The sequence below is a fragment of the Castellaniella hirudinis genome (assembly GCF_042651965.1).
Classification (GTDB): domain Bacteria; phylum Pseudomonadota; class Gammaproteobacteria; order Burkholderiales; family Burkholderiaceae_B; genus Castellaniella; species Castellaniella hirudinis.
Genome location: NZ_JBHSDY010000003.1, coordinates 263,385 through 282,885, shown reverse-complemented (window position 1 = coordinate 282,885; position 19,501 = coordinate 263,385). Strand labels below are relative to the sequence as shown.

14 protein-coding genes and 1 pseudogene are annotated in these 19,501 nt (G+C 67.6%); 3 read left to right on the top strand and 12 right to left on the bottom strand.

The features are described 5' to 3' along the window. Position 1 precedes the first annotated feature (1 nt). From ACFO0J_RS06480 to ACFO0J_RS06460, 5 genes are read right to left on the bottom strand one after another with little or no spacing between them, the layout of a single operon-like run. A complete protein-coding gene (locus ACFO0J_RS06480; RefSeq protein ID WP_376812235.1) occupies positions 2-3,079 on the bottom strand; it encodes a multidrug efflux RND transporter permease subunit in 3,078 nt (1,025 codons plus the stop codon). Next, on the bottom strand, positions 3,076-4,353 hold the full coding sequence (locus tag ACFO0J_RS06475; RefSeq protein WP_376812234.1) for an efflux RND transporter periplasmic adaptor subunit: 1,278 nt from the start codon (positions 4,351-4,353) through the stop codon (positions 3,076-3,078). The genes ACFO0J_RS06480 and ACFO0J_RS06475 overlap by 4 nt, the downstream gene beginning before the upstream one ends. Before the next feature lie 9 nt (positions 4,354-4,362). After that, positions 4,363-5,115: a cell division protein ZapD gene (gene zapD / locus ACFO0J_RS06470; RefSeq protein WP_376812233.1), complete on the bottom strand. Its 753-nt coding sequence runs from the start codon at positions 5,113-5,115 to the stop codon at positions 4,363-4,365. A 12-nt stretch (positions 5,116-5,127) separates the two neighbouring features. Continuing rightward, complete coding sequence (coaE, locus tag ACFO0J_RS06465) at positions 5,128-5,760, bottom strand: dephospho-CoA kinase (RefSeq protein WP_376812363.1); 633 nt, start codon at positions 5,758-5,760, stop codon at positions 5,128-5,130. 26 nt (positions 5,761-5,786) lie between these two features. Beyond that, complete coding sequence (locus tag ACFO0J_RS06460; RefSeq protein ID WP_376812232.1) at positions 5,787-6,392, bottom strand: prepilin peptidase; 606 nt, start codon at positions 6,390-6,392, stop codon at positions 5,787-5,789. A 130-nt stretch (positions 6,393-6,522) separates the two neighbouring features. Between ACFO0J_RS06460 and ACFO0J_RS06455 the strand changes: the two genes are divergently transcribed. Further along, complete coding sequence (locus tag ACFO0J_RS06455) at positions 6,523-7,197, top strand: hypothetical protein (RefSeq protein ID WP_376812231.1); 675 nt, start codon at positions 6,523-6,525, stop codon at positions 7,195-7,197. A 97-nt stretch (positions 7,198-7,294) separates the two neighbouring features. On the opposite strand, the pseudogene ACFO0J_RS06450 reads toward ACFO0J_RS06455, so the two are convergent. The 4 genes and pseudogenes from ACFO0J_RS06450 to ACFO0J_RS06435 form a co-directional block, all read right to left on the bottom strand. Further along, positions 7,295-7,504: pseudogene (locus ACFO0J_RS06450) on the bottom strand (LuxR C-terminal-related transcriptional regulator); the annotation flags it as partial. A gap of 95 nt (positions 7,505-7,599) precedes the next feature. After that, positions 7,600-8,442 carry a pantoate--beta-alanine ligase gene (panC, locus tag ACFO0J_RS06445; RefSeq protein ID WP_376812230.1) on the bottom strand — a complete coding sequence of 281 codons (843 nt, stop codon included), beginning with the start codon at positions 8,440-8,442 and terminating at the stop codon, positions 7,600-7,602. A gap of 24 nt (positions 8,443-8,466) precedes the next feature. After that, positions 8,467-9,339 carry a segregation and condensation protein A gene (locus tag ACFO0J_RS06440; protein ID WP_376812229.1) on the bottom strand — a complete coding sequence of 291 codons (873 nt, stop codon included), beginning with the start codon at positions 9,337-9,339 and terminating at the stop codon, positions 8,467-8,469. Positions 9,340-9,348: 9 nt separating this feature from the next. Next, positions 9,349-9,540 (bottom strand): DUF3460 family protein, encoded by a 192-nt coding sequence (locus ACFO0J_RS06435; protein ID WP_376812228.1) that lies wholly within the window; start codon positions 9,538-9,540, stop codon positions 9,349-9,351. 72 nt (positions 9,541-9,612) lie between these two features. Between ACFO0J_RS06435 and ACFO0J_RS06430 the strand changes: the two genes are divergently transcribed. Continuing rightward, positions 9,613-11,040 carry a DHA2 family efflux MFS transporter permease subunit gene (locus ACFO0J_RS06430; protein ID WP_376812227.1) on the top strand — a complete coding sequence of 476 codons (1,428 nt, stop codon included), beginning with the start codon at positions 9,613-9,615 and terminating at the stop codon, positions 11,038-11,040. A 141-nt stretch (positions 11,041-11,181) separates the two neighbouring features. Here the strand turns inward: ACFO0J_RS06430 and ACFO0J_RS06425 are convergent, their stop codons facing one another. From ACFO0J_RS06425 to ACFO0J_RS06415, 3 genes are all read right to left on the bottom strand, one after another. Next, complete coding sequence (locus ACFO0J_RS06425; RefSeq protein ID WP_376812226.1) at positions 11,182-11,973, bottom strand: helix-turn-helix transcriptional regulator; 792 nt, start codon at positions 11,971-11,973, stop codon at positions 11,182-11,184. A 14-nt stretch (positions 11,974-11,987) separates the two neighbouring features. Next, positions 11,988-15,761, bottom strand: a complete 3,774-nt coding sequence (gene metH, locus ACFO0J_RS06420) for a methionine synthase (RefSeq protein ID WP_376812225.1) — start codon at positions 15,759-15,761, stop codon at positions 11,988-11,990. A 91-nt stretch (positions 15,762-15,852) separates the two neighbouring features. Then, positions 15,853-19,149 carry an autotransporter outer membrane beta-barrel domain-containing protein gene (locus ACFO0J_RS06415; protein ID WP_376812224.1) on the bottom strand — a complete coding sequence of 1,099 codons (3,297 nt, stop codon included), beginning with the start codon at positions 19,147-19,149 and terminating at the stop codon, positions 15,853-15,855. A gap of 167 nt (positions 19,150-19,316) precedes the next feature. On the opposite strand from ACFO0J_RS06415, the gene ACFO0J_RS06410 reads away from it, so the two are divergent. Continuing rightward, positions 19,317-19,475, top strand: a complete 159-nt coding sequence (locus ACFO0J_RS06410) for a hypothetical protein (protein WP_376812223.1) — start codon at positions 19,317-19,319, stop codon at positions 19,473-19,475. Positions 19,476-19,501 lie beyond the last annotated feature (26 nt).

Sequence of the window (19,501 nt, the reverse complement as noted above, 5' to 3'; positions counted from 1 at the left end):
ATCAGCCGCCCGCCGCCCGGCGATGCCCCAGGCGTTCAAACAGCAGATAGATCACCGGCGTGGTGAACAGCGTCAGCACCTGGCTGCACAACAGCCCCCCGACCATGGCCAGGCCCAGCGGCTGGCGCAGTTCGGCGCCCGAGCCGGACGCCAGCATCAGCGGGATGGCGCTGAAGAAGGCCGCCAGGGTCGTCATCAGGATGGGCCGGAAGCGCAGCAGGGCGGCTTCGTGGATCGCGGCCTGGGGCCCCAGGCCGCGCTCGCGCTGGGCGTCCAGCGCAAAATCGATCATCAGGATGGCGTTTTTCTTGACGATGCCGATCAGCAGAATGATGCCGATCACGCCGATCATGTCCAGCTCCGCCCCGCCCAGCCACAGCGCCAGCAGCGCACCGATGGCCGCCGAGGGCAGCGTGGACAGGATGGTGACCGGATGGATCAGGCTTTCGTACAGCACGCCCAGCACGATGTACATGGTCACCACGGCCGCCAGCAGCAGCCACAGCGTGCTGGACAGCGAGGCCTGGAAGGCCTGGGCCGCGCCCTGGAAGCGGGCCTCGACCGAGGCCGGCACGCCCAGCGCCGCGCGGGTGGCTTCGATGGCCTGCACAGCGTCGGACAGCGCGACGCCCGGCGCCAGGCTGAATGAGAGGGTGGCGGCCGGGAACTGGTCCAGGCGCTGCACCGCCAGGGGCGTCAGCCCCGGCTCGAAGCGCGCCACGCTGGACAAGGGCGTGACCCCGCCCGAAGCCGTCGGCACGTGCAGGTGCTCCAGCGCCGCGGGGCCGCCGTCGAGCAGGTCCGCGCCGGCCTCCAGCACCACCCGGTATTGGGCCGACTGGGTGTAGATCGTGGAAATCAGCCGCTGGCCGAACGCGTCGTACAGCGCGTCGTCGATCGACGCCTGAGTGACGCCCAGCCGCGCGGCCGCATCGCGGTCCACCGCCACGGCCAGGGCCAGCCCCCGATCCTGCAAGTCCCCGGCCACGTCGCGCAGTTCCGGCAATTCGCGCAGCGCATCCACCAGCCGGGGCGTCCACTGTCCCAGCACGGCCTCGTCCGGGCTGGACAGCGTCATCTGGAACTGGGCGCGGCTGACCTGGTCCTCGACGGACAGTTCCTGCACCGGCTGCAGCCAGGCTTCCAGGCCCACGACCGGCCGCAGGGCCGCCTGCAGGCGCTCGATCACGACGCCCGACCGCTCGCGGCCCCCGGCCTGCGGCTTGAGCGTAATCTGCAGGCGCCCGGTGTTCAGCGTGGCATTGTCGCCGTCGATGCCGATGAAGGACGACACCGACGCCACCGCCGGATCGGCCAGCACCCGCTCGACGGCCTGCTGCTGCAGGCGGTTCATGACCTGGAACGAGGCCGACTGCGGCCCTTGGGTGATGGCCTGCACCATGCCCGTGTCCTGCTGCGGAAAGAAGCCCTTGGGGATGGCGGCATACAGGCCCGCCGTGACGAGCAGCGTCGCCACGACCGCCCACAGGGTCGCGCGCTGGTGCGCCAGCACCCATTGCAAGCCCCGGTCGTAGGCGGCGACCAGTCTGTCCATCCCGGCTTCGGCGGCCTGCAGGAAACGGCCGTGTTTTTCTTCGGATTCCGGCCGCAGCATGCGCGCGCACATCATGGGCGTGAGCGTCAGCGAGATCAGCAGCGACAGCAGGATCGCCACGGCCAGGGTGACGGCGAACTCGCGGAACAGCCGCCCGACCACGTCGCCCATGAACAGCAGCGGGATCAGCACCGCGATCAGCGACAGGGTCAGCGACACCAGCGTGAAGCCGATCTGCTTGGCCCCGCGCAGCGCCGCCGCCATCGCGGTCTCGCCTTCCTCGATGTGGCGGGCGATGTTCTCGATCATGACGATGGCGTCGTCCACCACGAAGCCGGTGGCGATGGTCAGGGCCATCAGGGTCAGATTGTTGATGCTGAAACCCAGCAGCGCCATCAGGGCGAAGGTGCCGACCAGGGACAGCGGCACGACCACGCCGGGGATCAGAGTGGCCCGCCAGGTGCGCAGAAACACGAAGGTCACCGCCACCACCAGGGCGATGGCCAGCAGCATTTCGATCTGCACGTGGGCCACCGAATCGCGGATCGTCTGCGTGCGGTCCGACGCCACCTGCAGGTCCACACCGGTGGGCAGCGTGGCCCGCAGGCCGGGCAGCAGGGCCTGGACGCGGTCCACCACCTCGATCACGTTGGCGCCCGGCTGGCGCTGGATGTTCAGCAGAATGGCCGGCGTCCGGCCGAACCAGGCGGCCTGGTCGCGGTTTTCGGCCCCGCGGCGCACCTGCGCCACGTCGCCCAGGCGCAGCGGCGCGCCGTTCTCGTAGGCCAGGATCAGGCGCTCGTATTCGGCCGGGTCCTTGAGCTGGTCATTGACGCTGATGGTGATCGAACGCTGCGGCCCGTCCAGATTGCCCTTGGGCTGGTTGACGTTGGATTGGGTCACGACCTTGCGCACATCGGCCAGCGTCAGCTTGTGCGCGGCCAGGGCCTGGGGATCGACCTGGATGCGCACGGCCGGCCGCTGCCCCCCCGCCACGCTGACCAGCCCGACGCCGCTGATCTGGGACAGCTTCTGCGCCACGCGCACCTCGATCAGGTCGCGCACCTGGGGCAGCGGCAGCGTGGGCGACGTGACCGCCAGCGTCATCACCGGCGCGTCGGCCGGATTGATCTTGCTGTACACCGGCGGCGAGGGCATGTCCGAAGGCAGCAGGTTCGAGGCCGCATTGATGGCCGCCTGCACTTCCTGTTCGGCCACGTCCAGCGGCAGGCCCAGGTCGAAGCGCAGCGTGATGCGCGACGAGCCCCCCGAGCTGGTGGACAGCATCTGCGACAAGCCCGGCATCTGGCCGAACTGGCGTTCCAGCGGCGAAGTCACCAGCGCGGCCATGACGCCCGGCCCGGCGCCCGGATACAGGGTGGTGACCTGGATGGTGGGGAAATCCACCTGGGGCAGCGCCGACACCGGCAGCTCGCGGTAGGCCAGCAGGCCCGCCAGCGCCAGCGCGATCATCGCCAGGGTCGTGGCGACCGGCCGCAGGATGAACAGGCGCGACAGGTTCACGAAGCCGGGCCCCGGCGCGGCCTCGCCGACCCGGACGGCGCCTTGGCAGCGCTTGCCGCGCCGGCCCGGGCAACGGGCTTGGCCGGGTCAGCGGCCGCATCGCCCTCGGCGTCAGGCGAGACAATTTCCACGTCGCTGCCGTCGCGCAAGCGGTCCGTGCCTTCGACCACCACCGTGTCGCCCGCCTGCACACCGGATTCGATCACCACCCGTTCGCCGTCGTCCACACCGGTCACGACCGGCACGACATGGGCCTTGTTTCCGGCATCCACCCGATAGACGTATTCGCCCTGCGAGCCGCGCTGCACCGCCCGCAAAGGCAGCGTCACCCCGTCCTGCGCGCCCAGGCGCAGGCGGACCTGGACGAACTGGTTGGGAAACAGGGATTCGTCGGCATTGTCGAAGCGGGCCTTGAGCTGAACGGTGCCTGTCGCCACGTCGATCTGATTGTCCACCGCCACCAGGACCCCGGTCGCCAGCGCCGTCCCGGCGGCGTCGCTGAACAGGCGCGTCTGCAGGTCCGGCGTGGCGCGGCGCGCCTCGAGCAGGGCCTGCAGCCGCGTCTGGGGAATGGAGAAGACCACATCCATCGGCCGGCTCTGCGTCAGCACCACCAGGCCGTCGGTGTCCGACGCCCGGATCATGTTGCCCGCATCGACCTTGCGCAAGCCCAGACGGCCGTCGACAGGCGCGCGAATCTCGGTGTAGCCGAGTTGCAGGCGGGCATTATCGACCGCCGCCTGATCCGATTTCGCCTGCCCCTGAAGCTCGCGCACCTGGGCGCGGGCGGCATCCAGTTGCTGGCGCGCCACCGAATCCTGCTTGAACAACTGCTCGTACCGGGCCAGGTCGCGACGCGCCTGGTCCAGTTGAGCCGCGTGCTGCATCTGCTGGCCCAGGGCCTGTTCCAGCTGGACGCGGAAAGGCTGGGGATCGATCACCGCCAGCACCTCATCGGCCTGCACGGCCTGACCGTCGGCAAAGTTCACCGATTGCAACGGACCGTCCACGCGCGCGCGGATGGTGACCGTCGCCAGCGGCGTCACGGTGCCCAGCGCCCGCAGGGTGCGGTCGATCCTGCCCGCCGCAGCCTGGGCGACGGAGACCGGCGTCGCCTGCCCGCTCATCCGGAAACCGCGCCCGCCGGGACCGCCTGGGCCGACGGCGGCCCCCGGCCAGAAATACCACAGGGCGAATGCCATCAGCCCGCAGGCCACCGCCCACACCAGAATCCTGCGGCGCGTCCCCCGGGGTCGCGTCGTTGCGTTGGTCATGATGGGGTCCTACAGGTTGCAGCGGGCCAGGCGGAACGCCACGTCGCGGCCGACCGGCTGGGGCTTGAGTTCATTGTCCTGGGCGGAGAACCGCACCCAGATGACGTATTTGTTGGCGCTGACTTCCGGGAAGACGCCCAGGGACGGATCGACCCAGACGCGCAGCAGCTGGAAGGACTTGCCGCCCAGCATTTCCTGGTAAGCGCCCTGGCTGGCCAACTGGTCGCGGGCGTCACCGGCATCGCGCAGCAGATGCAGGATCAAGGCCATGGCCCGATGCAGCGGCATCAGCGGCTCGATCCAGCCGCGCAGGTCGGCCGCCCGCGTGTCAGCCGGTTTCAATTGCCAGGAATAGTAAGAAGGCATGTCCACGGGGGAGGATCCGCCCGGCACCGTGATCCGGCCACGCAGGCTGGCAAGCCATTCGTTCTCGCGCAGGCACTGGCCGATGCGACCCTGGCCGGCAAGCGCTGCGGACACCGCCTGGATTTCCGTCAGCAGCTTGTCCAGCGTCACGCCGTCGACGCCAGGATGTTCGCGCAAGGCCGACAAGGCCGAGCGATGGCGGTCCATGTCCTGAAGCACCGCCGTGCGGACATCGGCGCGTTCGCAGATGTCCAGCAGATCGAACAGCGTGGTCATGGCGATCTGGTGGCAATGTGCGTCCTCGCCCCGCGCGAAGAAAAACAGGCGGTCGAACAGGTATTCGACCCTCAGCAGGGTGCGGACACGTTCGTTGCAGGGATACTCGTACAAAGTCACGCGCGAAAGGCCCTATCCATGAGTAGTGCGCCCATCCGCCGGACGGGAAGCGCGGTCGCACCAGGCCTGGTGAAGCTGGAACACGCGGCGGCGCAGCGTGTCCAGATCAGTCGAGTCATCATTGACGATGATGTCGTCGGCTGCCGCCAAGCGATCCGCCCTGGACGCTTGAGCGGACATAATACGCTCAATGGTGTCGCGCGTCAGCCCGCTGCGCGCCTGAACCCGGCGCACCTGGGTCTCGGGATCGCAGTCGACCACGCAAATACGGTCCACCCGTTCGCGCCAACGGCCGGACTCGACCAGCAAGGGTACGACGTACACCCCATACGGCCCCTCGGCCCGTTCGGCCTGATCGCGCACCGCCCGGTCGATCAAAGGGTGGAGCACGGATTCCAGCTGCCGCCGCGCGGCCGGATCACCAAAGGCGCGCGTGCGCATCCAGGCCCGATCCAGGGCGCCGTCCGGCCCGATCGCTTCGGCGCCGAAGGCCGCCCGCAGCGGCTCGATCGCAGCGCCGCCCGGCACGGTGAGCGCATGCGCGATCCGGTCGGTGTCGATGACCGCCGCGCCCCAGGCGGCCAGCCAGTCGGCCACCTGGGACTTGCCCGAGCCAATGCCCCCGGTCAGGCCGATGGAAAACATGGCATTCCCCGCGATGAATGTGGAATTCAAGACTGTACCGCACCTGTCGTGAGCAGCCATGCGCCGGCGGCCAGTGCGATGCAGGGGCCGAAGGGATAGGGCCGGCGCCAGCCGCCGCGCCGGGCGAACGCGCCTGCCAGCCCCAGCACGCAGGCCAGCCACAGAATGCCAAGGGCGGCCTGCAACCCCAGCCAGCCCGCCAGCGCAGCCAGGCACTTCACGTCACCGCCGCCAAAACCGTCCCGGCCGCGCACGCGGCGGTACAGCCACGCCAGACTGGCCAGGCCCGCCCAGACCAGGGCGGACGCGCCGACGGCCGCCACAGGCCCCTGGACGCCCAGCAGCCAGCCGCCGCCCATCAGCGGCAAAGTCAGCGCATCCGGCAGCAAGCCGCTGCGCGCATCGATCCAGGCCAGTGCGGCCAGGGCGAGCATCAGCGGCACGAACCCGGCGCAGCCGCCCGCTGCCGGCACCCCCGCCGCCAGCCCCAGCAGCGCCGCCGTCGCCCCATCCCGGACCGGACGCCAGGGCCTGAACGGGGCGGCAGCCAACGAGGCCCACAGCGTGCGCGCCGTGGCCGGCGCACCCGCGTCCAGACGATCCGCATAGTCCCGGGCCCAGCGGTTCAGCACAAGGCCTGTGCACGCGCCCGCCGCCACGGCCGGCCCGACCGCCCCCCACCCGGCCATCATCCCGCATCCCATCGCCAAGCCCCCCGCAAATGCGTAGAATGGCGGATTCACGATCCTGTCCGTCCTGACCATGCCGCGCGCCCTTTCCCACACGATTCCCCGCCTGCTCAGCCTGGGGTTGCTGGCCCTGCTGGCCGCCTGCGCCCAGCAGCGCGAACCCGGCTACTATGACGTGTCGCGCGGCGACACGACGTCCGACGCCCGGCACCGCGCCCAGGGCGATGCCGGCACGGTCGCCCCCTCGCAGCTGCAATTCGGATTTGGCAACGACCCGCAGAAAAAACAGGCCCAGGAAAACAACGCGGCGGCCGGCGCATCGGACGCCGCCGCACCATCCGCCCGCCCGGCCGGATCGGGCAACCTGCCCCAGGAACTGACTGACACCCGCACCTATCTGGGCACCATTGCCTGTCCCGCCGGACAGCAGGCCTGCCCGCCGCGCCGCATGACCCTGACCCTGGCGCCGGACGGCCAATGGCGCTCGCGCAGCACGCCGCTGGACGGCACGGCTGCCACGACGGCGATGGGTTGCTGGAATCTGGTTTCGACCGCGCCAACCGGCATCGTGCTGCAAACCGGCGATCAGGCCCGCGCCACGCTGGAATTCATCCAGCCGAACGTCTTGCGCCTGACACGGCTGGACGGCCAGGCCCCCTTGCTGGAATCCCGGCTGACCCGTCAGGCGGACATCGACCCCATCCAGGAGCTGGCCGCGAAGCCGGCCCAAGCCTGCGACGCGCGATAAACCCGGGCGCCAGGGCGGCCCCGGCGGCAGACGCGCCGAGAGCACCCACGCCGGCGCCCGGTTTTTGCGGGCGCCCGGACAGGCAGTACCGGGTCAGTTCGACCGCATTGCGCACGCGCAGTTTCTGGAAGATCCGTGCCCGATGGGCTTCGACCGTGCGCTCCGTGACCCCGAGTTCGACGGCAATGTATTTATTGGACCGCCCTCGTGTGAGGTAGTCCGTCACCTCCAGTTCACGGACTGTCAGGCTGCCCAGCGACGTGTCATCAACGCCCGGGTATTCTCGGATCGAATCGCTGTCCTGCATGGTGGCTCCCCCTTGTGATTTAAGGGGGATTCTGCATGACCCCTGCGGGGGACGCATCTGTCATCTCTGACAGAGGACTGCGCCCCCGTGGAGCCCTAGAACTCCAGGTTGTCGATCAGCCGCGTCACGCCCAGGCGGGCGGCCGCCAGCACGACCAGGGGCTCGCCGTCGTGGATTTCCTGGACGGTGGGGGGCAGCAGATCGCGCTGGCGGCGCACAGCCACGTAATCGGGGTCCCAGCCGCGCACGCGCAGGGTCTGCATGGCCTGGCCTTCCGCCGCGGCGGCATCCACGCCCTCGGCCCGGATCTGATCGCGCACCCGCTGCAGCAAGCCATACAGGTTGGGGGCCTCGGCCCGTTCCTGCGCGCTCAGATAGCGATTGCGCGAGGACATCGCCAGCCCGTCGGGGTCGCGCACGGTCTCGTGGGCGATGATCTCGACGGGCAACTGGAACTGGCGGCACATGGCGCGCACCACCATCAGTTGCTGATAGTCCTTTTTACCGAATACGGCCACACGCGGCTGGACACAGGAAAACAGTTTCAGCACGACCGTGCTGACACCCATGAAAAAGTCGGGCCGGAACTCGCCTTCCAGGATCTTGCCCAGGGCGTCGGCAGGCTGGATGCGGAAATTCTGCGGTTCGGGGTACAACTCGCGCTCATCAGGCGCGAACAGCACGTAGACATCGCGTTCGGCTTCGAGCTTGGCAATGTCCTCGGCCAGGGTGCGGGGATAACGGTCGAAGTCCTCGTTCGGGCCGAACTGCAGCCGGTTGACGAAGATGCTGGCGACCACCGGATCGCCGTGCTGGCGCGCCAGGCGCATCAGCGACAGGTGCGCGGCATGCAGATTGCCCATGGTGGGCACGAAGGCCACGCGCAGTTGGCCGCGCAACTGATCGCGCAATGCCTCGATGGAATGGACGACTTTCACGGGGGGATTCTCCGGCGCGCAGGCTCAGGCCGAGCGCGTATAGGACAGTCTGACGTACAGCGGCGCATAAGGCGCCGCCTGAGTGATTTCCAGCAGGGATTCGCGGGCCAGTTCCAGCAGCGCCAGAAAATGCACCACGATCACGGCAGCCGGCTCGCCCATGCGGACGCGCTCCAGGAACAGTTCGGTGAACTCCATGAAGCGCACGTCCGACAGGCGGCGCAGGATGTGGCTCATGTGGTCGCGCACGGACAACTGTTCGCGGGTGATGCGATGGCTGGCGTTCAGGCGCGCCCGGTGCAGGATCGCCGACCAGGCCTCGCGCAGATCGTCCGCCGACACTTCGGGCAGCAGCCGCGCGACCTCGAAGTCGGCGGTGGCGTGGGCCACCAGAAAGTCGCGCCCCGCGCGCGGCATGTCGTCCAGCCGCCGGGCGGCCAGTTTCATGCGTTCGTATTCCAGCAGGCGGCGCACCAGTTCGGCGCGCGGGTCCTCGGCTTCTTCGCCGTTGTCGGACTGGCGCACCGGCAGCAGCATGCGCGACTTGATCTCGATCAGCAGCGCCGCCATCAGCAGGTATTCGCCCGCCAGCTCCAGGTTCGATTGCCGCACCTGCTCGACATAGGCCAGGTACTGGGCGGTGACCTCGGCCATGGGGATGTCGAGCACGTTGAAGTTCTGTTTGCGGATCAGGTAGAGCAGCAGATCCAGCGGCCCCTCGAAGGCTTCCAGAAAGACCTCGAGCGCGTCAGGCGGGATGTAGAGATCCTGGGGGATGGCAAACAGCGGCTCGCCGTACAGGCGCGCCAAAGCGACGTGATCGATCACGTCGGGGGTGCTGTCCTCGGCAGGCGCCATCAGGGCGTCCAGCCCGGGATCGGGCGGCCGGGGCGGCATGAGGCCCGGTCAGGCCTTCTGGTAGTAGACGTAGGGATCCTGGGCCACGCGGGCCGCACGGAAACCTTCCTGCTGCTCCGGGTCCAGGTCCTTGTCCCAGAGACGCGCACGGCCGGCGAACTGGCGTTCGTCGGTGCCGGGGTGATCCGATTTGTACTGGTTCAGGAACTGGGTCAGTTCAGAGGTGAAGTTGTTTGCCATAATAGTGTCGCAGCCGATCTCTATGACCGATGGGCCCCAAGTTTACTGCACTCGGCCCGATCCAGTCCGACCATGTCCGAATCCCCGCCCCGCGCCCCCGCATCGCCCGCCGCCACGCCCCGAGAAATCCGGATGATCCCCTTCATCGTGGGTTGCGCGCTGTTCATGCAGATGCTGGATTCCACCGTCGTGGCGACCGCCCTGCCCACCATGGCGCTGGATTTCGGCACCACCGTGGTGCGCATGAACGTCACGATCACGTCCTACCTGCTGGCGACGGCCGTATTCGTGCCCATCAGCGGCTGGGCGGCGGACCGCTTCGGCGCACGCGCCGTGTTCCTGACCGCCATTGCGCTGTTCACCCTCAGTTCGGTCGCCTGCGCGGTCAGCAGCACCCTCTCCCAACTGGTGGCCGCCCGGGTCGCCCAGGGCGCCGCCGGCGCCATGATGGTGCCGGTCGGGCGCATCATCCTGCTGCGCCGCATCCCCAAGACCGAACTGCTCAAGGCCATGGCCTTTCTGACCATCCCCGCCCTGCTGGGACCGGTCATCGGCCCGCCGGTCGGCGGCTTCCTGGTCACCTACGCGTCCTGGCACTGGATCTTCCTGATCAATATCCCCGTCGGCGCCCTGGGCATCTATATGGTGCGGCGCTGGATCGCCCGCGACGTGCCCGACGGCAAGCCCCGGCTGGACACCATGGGCTTTCTGCTCAGCGGCGGCGCCATGGCGGCCCTGATGACCGGCCTGGAAGCCGCCGGCCATGGCGACCAGGGGATCGGCCCGACCCTGGGACTGCTGGCCCTGGGCCTGGGCTGCGGCGTGCTGTACATCCGCCATGCCCGCCACGCCACCTATCCCATCATCGATCTGAGCCTGCTGCGCACCCAGACCTTCGCCGTCTCGGTGCTGGGCGGCAATCTGTGCCGTTTTTCCATCGGCGCCTCGCCTTTTCTGCTCGCCATCCTGCTGCAGGTGGGCTTCGGCCTGTCGGCGTTCTCGGCCGGGATGATCACCTTTACCTCGGCCGCCGGCGCGATGCTGATGAAACTGGTGGCCACGCCCATCGTGCGCCGCTTCGGCTTTCGCCGGGTGCTGATCGCCAACGCCCTGATCGCGGCGGCTTTCATCGCGGCCTGCGCCCTGTTCCAGGCCGACACGCCGGTCTGGGCCATGATCGCGGTCCTGCTGACCGGGGGCTTCTTCCGTTCGCTGCAGTTCACCGCCGTCAACGCCCTGACCTACGCCGACCTGGATTCCGCCCAGATGAGCCGCGCCAGCAGCTTCGCCGCCACGGCCCAGCAACTGGGCATCAGCCTGGGGGTGGCCTGCGCGGCCATGACGCTGAATCTCAGCATGACGCTGCGCGGCGGCGTCGAGGCCGACCGCATCGACGTGATGTGGGGCTTTGCGGTCATCGCCCTGATCGTGGCGGCCTCGGCCCTGTCCTTCCGGCGCCTGCCGGCGCGCGCGGGCAGCCAGTTGCGGGCGCGGGGATGAGATCGGACACGGGGCAGTCCCTGCGGACTGCCCCGTGCCGGACTCATCCGAGTCGCCTGCAGGCGACGAGGTGGAGAGCTGCCACGGCTTGAGAGTATCCCGTGCCGATCCAACCCGAACCGCTTGCAAGCGGTGAGTGGCTCAGGGCCGCTCATCGTCGAGCAGCATCACCAGCTTGCAGTCCGGCCGGATCGCCAGGCGAAAGGTGAACTGCCGGAAACGCAGCCGCCCGTCCGCCGGATGCTGGAATTCACGCAGGCCGCCTTCCCGGTCCACCACGATCTGCCGCGTCCAGGCCCGGGCGAACAAGGCGCTGCCGGCCTGCAATTCGGCCACCAGCGCCCCGATGCCCGGCTCGCCCGCCAGCGCCGCCACGTCGGCGCGGAATTCTGCCACCACCCGGCTGGCGCGTTCTTCCCAATCCACCACCAGCGTGCGCGCGGCCGGATCCAGGAAGATGTAGCGCAGCAGATTGGGCTGGCCGCGCGCGGGCCAGCCGTCGAACACCCGCAGCAGGGCGGTGTTGCAGGCCAGCACGTTCCAGGACTGGTCCATCACGTAGGCCGGGCAGCGGATGCTGTCGACGCAGTCCTGCAGCCCGTCGGGCAAGGCGATCCCGTCCAGGCGGCCGGCTTCGGGGTCGGCGCATTCGGCCAGGCTGAACAGATAGTGCCGCTCGGCGCGCGCCAGCCGCAGGGCCTCGGCCAGGCGGCTCCAGACGTCCACGGACACGGACACCTCGCGCCCCTGTTCGATCCAGGTGTACCAGGTGGTGCTGATGCCGCACAACTGGGCGATTTCCTCGCGCCGCAGGCCCGGCGTACGGCGCCGCACGCCGGGCGGCAGGCCGTGGTCGGCCGGCGCGACGCGCGCCCGGGCGCTGCGCAAAAAGGCGCCCAGTTCGCGTCGCCGCGCCGCGTCATCGCGCGGCATGATCGCCTCTCATCTCAGCGCAACAGGCTGGCCAGGCTGCGGCGCACGTCTTCCTCGTCGCGGCCCGTGCGGCGGACGTAATCGTCCACCTGGTCGGCACCGATGTTGCCGATGTTGAAATACTGGGCCTGCGGATGGCTGAAATAAAAGCCGCTGACGCTGGAGGCCGGCATCATGGCGAAGCCTTCGGTCAGTTGCATGCCGATCTCGTCGCAATCCAGCAGATCGAACATGTTCCGCTTGACGATGTGTTCCGGGCAGGCCGGATAACCGGGCGCAGGGCGGATGCCCTGGTATTGCTCGTCGATGATGGCCTCGTTGGACAGGGATTCTTCAGGCACGTAGCCCCACAGATCGCGGCGCACCCGGGCGTGCAGGGTCTCGGCGAAGCCCTCGGCCAGACGGTCGGCCAGGGCCTTCAACATGATCACGGAATAGTCGTCCCCGGCATCCTGGAACTGCTTTTCGTACTTTTCGATGCCGATGCCGCCCGTGACCGCGAACATGCCGATGTAGTCGGTCACGCCCGAGTCCTTGGGCGCGATGAAGTCGGCCAGGCACTTGTTGTCCACCCCGTCGCGCTTGGCCGTCTGCTGGCGCACGCCGCGCCAGGTCAGCAGGACCTCGCTGCGGGTCTCGTCGCGGTAGATCTCGATGTCGTCGTCGTTGATGCTGTTGGCCGGGTAGAAGGCGACGATGCCGTTGGCCGTCAGCCAGCGGCCTTCGACGATGCGCTTCATCATGGCCTGGCCTTCGGCGTAGAGCTTGGTGGCCTCTTCGCCCACGACCTTGTCGGTCAGGATGGCCGGGAACTGCGCCATCAGGCCCCAGGACTGGAAGAACGGCGTCCAATCCAGGTATTTCAGGATCTCGTGCAGGTCGTAATGCTTGAAGGTGCGCCGGCCGATGAATTTGGGCCGGGGCGGCGTGTAGCTGGCCCAGTCGATTTTCGGCTTGGCCGCCCGCGCCTGCTCGATGGACAGCATCGGCGTAGCCTGGCGGTTGGCATGACGATGGCGCACCAGTTCGTACTCGTCGGCGACGTCCTTCAGGTAGGTCTCGACCTGATCGGACATCAGGTTGGTGGCCACGCCCACCGAGCGGCTGGCGTCGGGCACGTAGATCACCGGACCTTCGTAGTTGGGCGCGATCTTCACGGCCGTGTGCACCTTGCTGGTGGTGGCGCCGCCCACCAGCAACGGCACATTCCGTTCGCGGAAATACGGATCGCGCTGCATTTCCGAGGCCACGTAGGCCATTTCTTCCAGGCTGGGCGTGATCAGGCCCGACAGGCCCACCATGTCCGCGCCGACTTCCTTGGCCATGTCCAGGATCTTGGCGCACGGCACCATGACCCCCATGTTGACGACCTCGAAGTTATTGCATTGCAGGACGACGGTGACGATGTTCTTGCCGATGTCGTGCACGTCGCCCTTGACCGTGGCGATGACCATCTTGCCCTTGGAGCGCACGTCGCCGCCGGCCTCTTCCAGCAGGCGCTTTTCTTCTTCGATGAAGGGCAGCAGATGCGCCACGGCCTGCTTCATCACGCGCGCGGACTTGACCACCTGCGGCAGGAACATCTTGCCCGCGCCGAACAGGTCGCCCACGACGTTCATGCCGTCCATCAGCGGCCCTTCGATGACCTCGATGGTGCGTCCGCCGGCCGCGGCGATTTCCACCCGGACTTCTTCCGTGTCCTCGACGATGAAGGTGGTGATGCCATGCACCAGGGAATGGGTCAGGCGCTCGCGCACCGTGCCCTGGCGCCAAGCCAGGTCTTCTTCTTTTTTCTTGCCTGCGCCGCGCAGCGTATCCGCCAGCTCGACCAGGCGCTCGGTGGAGGTGCGCTCGTCGGCCGGATCGGTCCTGCCCAGCGGTTCCTCGCGGTTGAACACGACATCCTCGATCAGGTCCCGCACCTTGGGATCGAGTTCGGAATAGACGCCCAACTGGCCCGCGTTGACGATGCCCATGGTCAGCCCGCGCTGGGTGGCGTAATACAGCACGACGGCGTGGATGGCCTCGCGCATGGCCTCGTTCCCCCGGAACGAGAAGCTGACGTTCGAGATGCCGCCGGAGGTGCGGGCATGCGGCAGATTGTCCGTGATCCAGCCCACGCCTTCGATGAAATCCAGGCCGTAGCGGTTGTGTTCTTCCAGGCCCGTGGCAATGGCGAAGACATTGGGGTCGAAAATGATGTCTTCGGGCGGGAATCCCACCTGATTGACCAGGATGTCGTAGGCCCGCGAGCAGATGTCGATGCGCCGCTGCAAGTTGTCGGCCTGGCCGTCCGTATCGAAGGCCATGACCACCACGGCGGCCCCGTACTTGCGGCACAATTTCGCCTGCTCGATGAAGGGCGCTTCGCCTTCCTTCATGGAGATCGAATTGACGATGCACTTGCCCTGCACGCAGCGCAGGCCGGCCTCGATCACCGGCCATTTCGAGCTGTCGATCATCACCGGCACGCGGGAAATGTCGGGCTCGGACGCCAGCAGATTCAGGAATCGCGGCATGAGCGCCAAGGCATCGAGCATGCCCTCGTCCATGTTCACGTCGATGATCTGGGCGCCGTTTTCCACCTGCTGGCGGGCCACGGTCAGGGCCTCGTCGAATTTTTCCTCGCGGATCAGGCGCAGGAACATCTTGCTGCCGGTGACGTTGGTGCGTTCGCCCACGTTGATGAACAGCGTCTCGCGATCGAAGTTCAGCGGCTCCAGGCCCGACAGGCGCGTCCTGACCGGGATGACCGGCACCTGGCGCACAGGCAGGTCACGCACCTTGCGGGCGATCTCGCGGATGTGATCCGGCGTGGTGCCGCAACAGCCGCCCACCACGTTCACCAGCCCGGCCTGGGCGAATTCTTCCAGCAGGTTGGAGGTGTCCTCGGGCGTCTCGTCAAAGCCGGTCTCGGCCATCGGATTGGGCAGGCCGGCGTTGGGGTAGACGCAGACGTAGGTGTCGCAGATCTTGGACAGTTCCGCCACATAGGGGCGCATCAGCGCCGCGCCCAGGGCGCAATTCAGGCCGATGGTGACGGGGCGCGCGTGGCGCACGGAATTCCAGAAGGCCTCGACCGTCTGGCCCGACAGAATGCGCCCGGACGCGTCGGTCACCGTGCCGGAGACCATCACCGGCAGGCGGATGCCGCGTTCCTCGAAAATGGTTTCGATGGCGAAGATGGCCGCCTTGGCGTTCAGCGTGTCGAAAATGGTCTCGATCAGCAGCAGATCCGCGCCGCCGTCGATCAGGCCGTTGACCTGTTCCGTATAGGCCACGCGCAATTCTTCGAAGGTGACGTTGCGCGCGCCCGGATCGTTCACGTCCGGCGACAGGGATGCCGTCTTGGGCTGCGGCCCGACGGCCCCGGCCACGAAGCGCGGATGGTCGGGCGTCGCCACGGCGTCACAGGCTTCGCGCGCCAGACGCGCCGAGGCCACGTTCAGTTCATACGCGAGTTCCGGCAGGCCGTAGTCGCCCTGGGCCACCCGCGTGGCGCCGAAGGTATTGGTTTCGACCACGTCGGCGCCGGCCTCCAGGTAGCCCTGGTGGATTTCGCGGATGATGTCGGGCCGCACCAGCGACAGCAATTCGTTGTCGCCCTTCAGGTCGCGGCCATGGTCGGCAAAGCGATCCCCCCGGAAATCGGCCTCGGTCAGCTTGTAGCGCTGGATCATGGTGCCCATGGCCCCGTCCAGCACCACGATACGCTTGCCCAGCAGGCGCACGAACTCGGCGCCCCGGGTATAGGATTCGATGGGATAAGGCAGGGCAGGATAGGTCACGGGGCGATCCGGGCGGAAAGAGACAAACTTTCATTGTATCGCCGGGGTACACCGATACGCCCTGCAGGCGCGGCGGCGCACCCTGAATCGGTTACTGGAACGCCCAGCGCAGCTTGAGCTGCCCGTCGACGGCCCGATAGCCGCCGCCCGCCTGGCCGCCCAGTTCCAGCCCCAGCGTGACCCGTTCGCTGCGCTGCCAGTCCAGGCCGGCGCGCAGCCCCAGCGTGTCGCGCGGCAGCCAGGTGTTGACGCTGCGCAGCGACACGTCCGGCTGCGCATCAAAGCGCGCCGTCTGGCTGACCTCCCGATCCAGCCATTCCCGGTCCCAGCTCAGCCGCAGGCGAGCCTGCATGGCTTGACCGTTGTCCAGCGCCCAGGCCGTGCGGGCGCTGACGCCCAGGCGCGAACGCAGGGCATCCGCCTGCTGGCGGTCCAGATCCAGCCGCGAGGCTTGCGAACCGGATTCTTCGACCCCGGGGCGCATCAGCCGCTCATAATCCAGCGCCACGAAGGGGCCGACCGACAGCGACTCCGTCAGGGCGAACTGATAGCCGCCCTCGAGCTGGGCGGACAGACCGTAACCGGTCCAGTGCGCCTTGTGGCGGGCGACATAATCCGCGAACACCACCTGGCGATTCATGGAGCCGCGCTCCACGCCCAGGCGCGCCCCGCCCTGGGCGACCCAGCCCTGCCCCGCATCGGGCCGGTAGCGCCATTGCGCGCCCAGGCCCACGGCCGTGGCCTTGGCCTGGCCGTGCCAGGGTTCCCGCAGGCTGACGGTCTGCTCGGACATGTCCAGGCTGAAGCCCACCGTCACATCGGGAGCCGCATCCAGCCGCCGACTGCTGCCCGCCACCACCCCATACAAGGTTTCATGGCCGCCCACCTGGGTGCCGCGCGTGTCCTGCCGGCCCGCGCCGCCGAACAAAGTCGCATAGCCTACCCAGTCGGACCCGCGCGCCGGCGTGTCCGGCGCCAGGCTGCGCAGGGCCGCATCCACCGCCGCCCGGTCGCGCCGCAGCGACGCCGCCAGCCCCGCGCTATACGCCGCAGGCGAGAGCTGGGCCAAGGCCTGCGTGACCTCGTGCCCGTCCGGGGCGGAAAAATCCAGGCTGCGGAACAGCGGTTGCACTGCCGGGGCTCCAAAGGAGGCCAATTGCGTCAGGGCCTGCCCCACGCGCAGGTCGTTGGCGCCCGCGCCATAGCGGCTATAGGCATCGGCTGGGCGCACCATGCTCAGGCCATAGGGGCCGCCGCCCCCCAAGGCAGCCGCCTGAAAGCGCAGTGTGGGCGAAATCGGTGAGGAGGTCACCGCCGCGAAGTCTCCGGTCACGGCTCCAGCGGCCTGCACCGGACTGGGGAGGCTGAAGGACCAGCCGTTGGCATACCAGTCGGCGACAGGCACCAGATCCAGCGTCCCCGCCAAGCTCGCATCCCCGGTGATCGCCAGAATGTCCGAAGCGCCCGAAGCGTCGAATTCGGCCTGCAAAGTCCCGCTGGCCGTCTGCGCATAATTGCCGATCACCTCGATGCGGCCGATCGAGTTGCCCGGCGCCAGCGTCCCATGATTGGTAAAGGCGCTGCCCCCGGTCATTTCATAGGTGGCATTGCCGCCCAGTCGGGCGCCCGGCTGGATCACCACGCCGACCACCTCGTTGCGGCCGTTCAGACGGGTGTCACCGCCATCGAACGACAGCGTCAGATTCGTCCTGCCCAGAATATTGCCCGCATAGGCAAAACGGAAACCCGCATCCGCCTGCCCCGTGGCCCGGCCCGCCGCATCGGCGCGCTGGCCAAAGGACACGGTCGTCAGGCGCTGATCGCCATGCTCGTCCTTCTGGTCGTAGAGCGACACGATGTTGCCTTCGATGCTCGCGCCTTGCATCAAGTTCAGGCGTGCCACATAGGCATTGGCGGACATGTAGATGGCGGCTTCGCGCCCCGCCACCCGGCCGCTGATGTCGGCCTGGCTGACCAGCGCCCCATCCAGTTCGGGCAACAGAGCCTGCGGGACGCCGTTGACGGAATAAATATAGGAGCCGCGCGCCTCGACGCCATCGGTCAGCGCATTATTGCCAAAATCGAACCGCAGGCCCACCCCGCGCTCGCCCAGCGCCTGGACGTCGCCGCGCTGCACCAGGGTGTGATTGCGGCCGTAGGCGAACATCACGCCCTGCCCGGTATCGCCGTCGGCATACACCCGCACGCCGGGATCGATCGTCAGCGCATTGCCTTCGCCGTCCACCCGGATGCCGGCGCCGCCCTCGCCCGCCGTCAGCAGGTCGGCGGCCTGACGGACGCGGTTATGGCTGCCGTAGACATGCAGCCCCAGGCCCAGCAAGGCTGTGTTGTACTGACCCGGCACATAGGCCGTACCCTGGGCATTGCGGGCAAAATACCCCTGCGTGTTGACGACATCCAGGCCGCTGCCATAGATCGAGCGCCCGAAGAAATTGTGCCGGTCGATCGTATAGCCCAGGTCCTGCAACACCGCCAGCTCCGCTTCCATGAAACCGGTGTAATTGCGGTACATCTGGTGGCTCATCATGCTGTTTTTCAGCTCGATGTGGCTCATATAGTCGGTGTCCACCCCGCCGCTGGGCTTCAGCATGTTGAGCGGGATGCCGGGCAGCCCGCCTGCCAATACCTCGTTGATATGGGTGCCGACCAGCCGGGCTTGATTCTGCCGGACGTCGAACACGTCCGCAGCAGGCGTATTACTGCAGCCCTGGCACCAGACCACCTGCCCGGCGCGCGCCGGATTGCCATGATCATCCACCATCAGGGATGCCCACCCGTTCAACGTGGACCCGAAGACCGGAGTGAAGGCCCCCGCCGCATCCCGGATCGAACTGGTGATGCCCATGCCATGACCCAGTTCGTGGATCGCCGTCGAGACGATGTCGTCCTTGCCCGTCAGGGGAATCTGGCTGAAGTGCGTGACGGCGGGAAAATCGGAAGGCCCCAGGCCGTAGAACGCATGAACATCTTCTGCGCGCTCATCCGCGCTGAGCGGCAGGCCCTGAAGCTGCATCTGCAGCCAGGATTTCCCTTGGCCGGCATCACCGGAAGGCGACGCACCAAACGCATTGCCCTCTTCATCATCGGTGCCGATATTGACGATGGCCGGTCCCAGCCCGCCCTGAGGCTGGATCAGGCTGGCCCAATAGCGCACGCCCTGGTTGACCTGCTCGATCAGGTGCGGCTGCCAGGACCACGTTGAAACCTTCCCCCCAGAGCCTGGAAAAAAAACCCCATCGCCTGGATAGAAATACCGCAGTTCGAACATCGGCCGGCCTGCCGAGTCGTAGATCAGATGAGTTTCGTATGCCTGGGCGCAAGACATGCTGGCCAGCATCAGGGAAAACAGGCAGGTCCGCCATTTCATGGCCGCACTCGATACAAGGTTATTAATCTGTAACGTGCCGTTATAAACCAGAAAGGGGCGGATTGAGGTGAAGAACTGGCATGAAGCCTGCAATTTCCGCTATACTAGGGTTTACCCTATAAGGGTTTTAACTAATTCATGCGATGGATCGCAGTCAGGAGAGCACGATGCTGGCACCTTTTTCGAACTACCCCGTCAACGAAGCCTTCGAGCGCCTGATGGCCGAAGAACGTGCCGCCCGCGCCGCCCAGCCGCGCGTCAGCCTGCTGCGGCGCATTCTGAATGCCCTGAGCGGCGTCCGTTCGGCTCCGCTGCAGACGGCCTGAGGGACTCGCGGCCTGGCCGTGAAGAG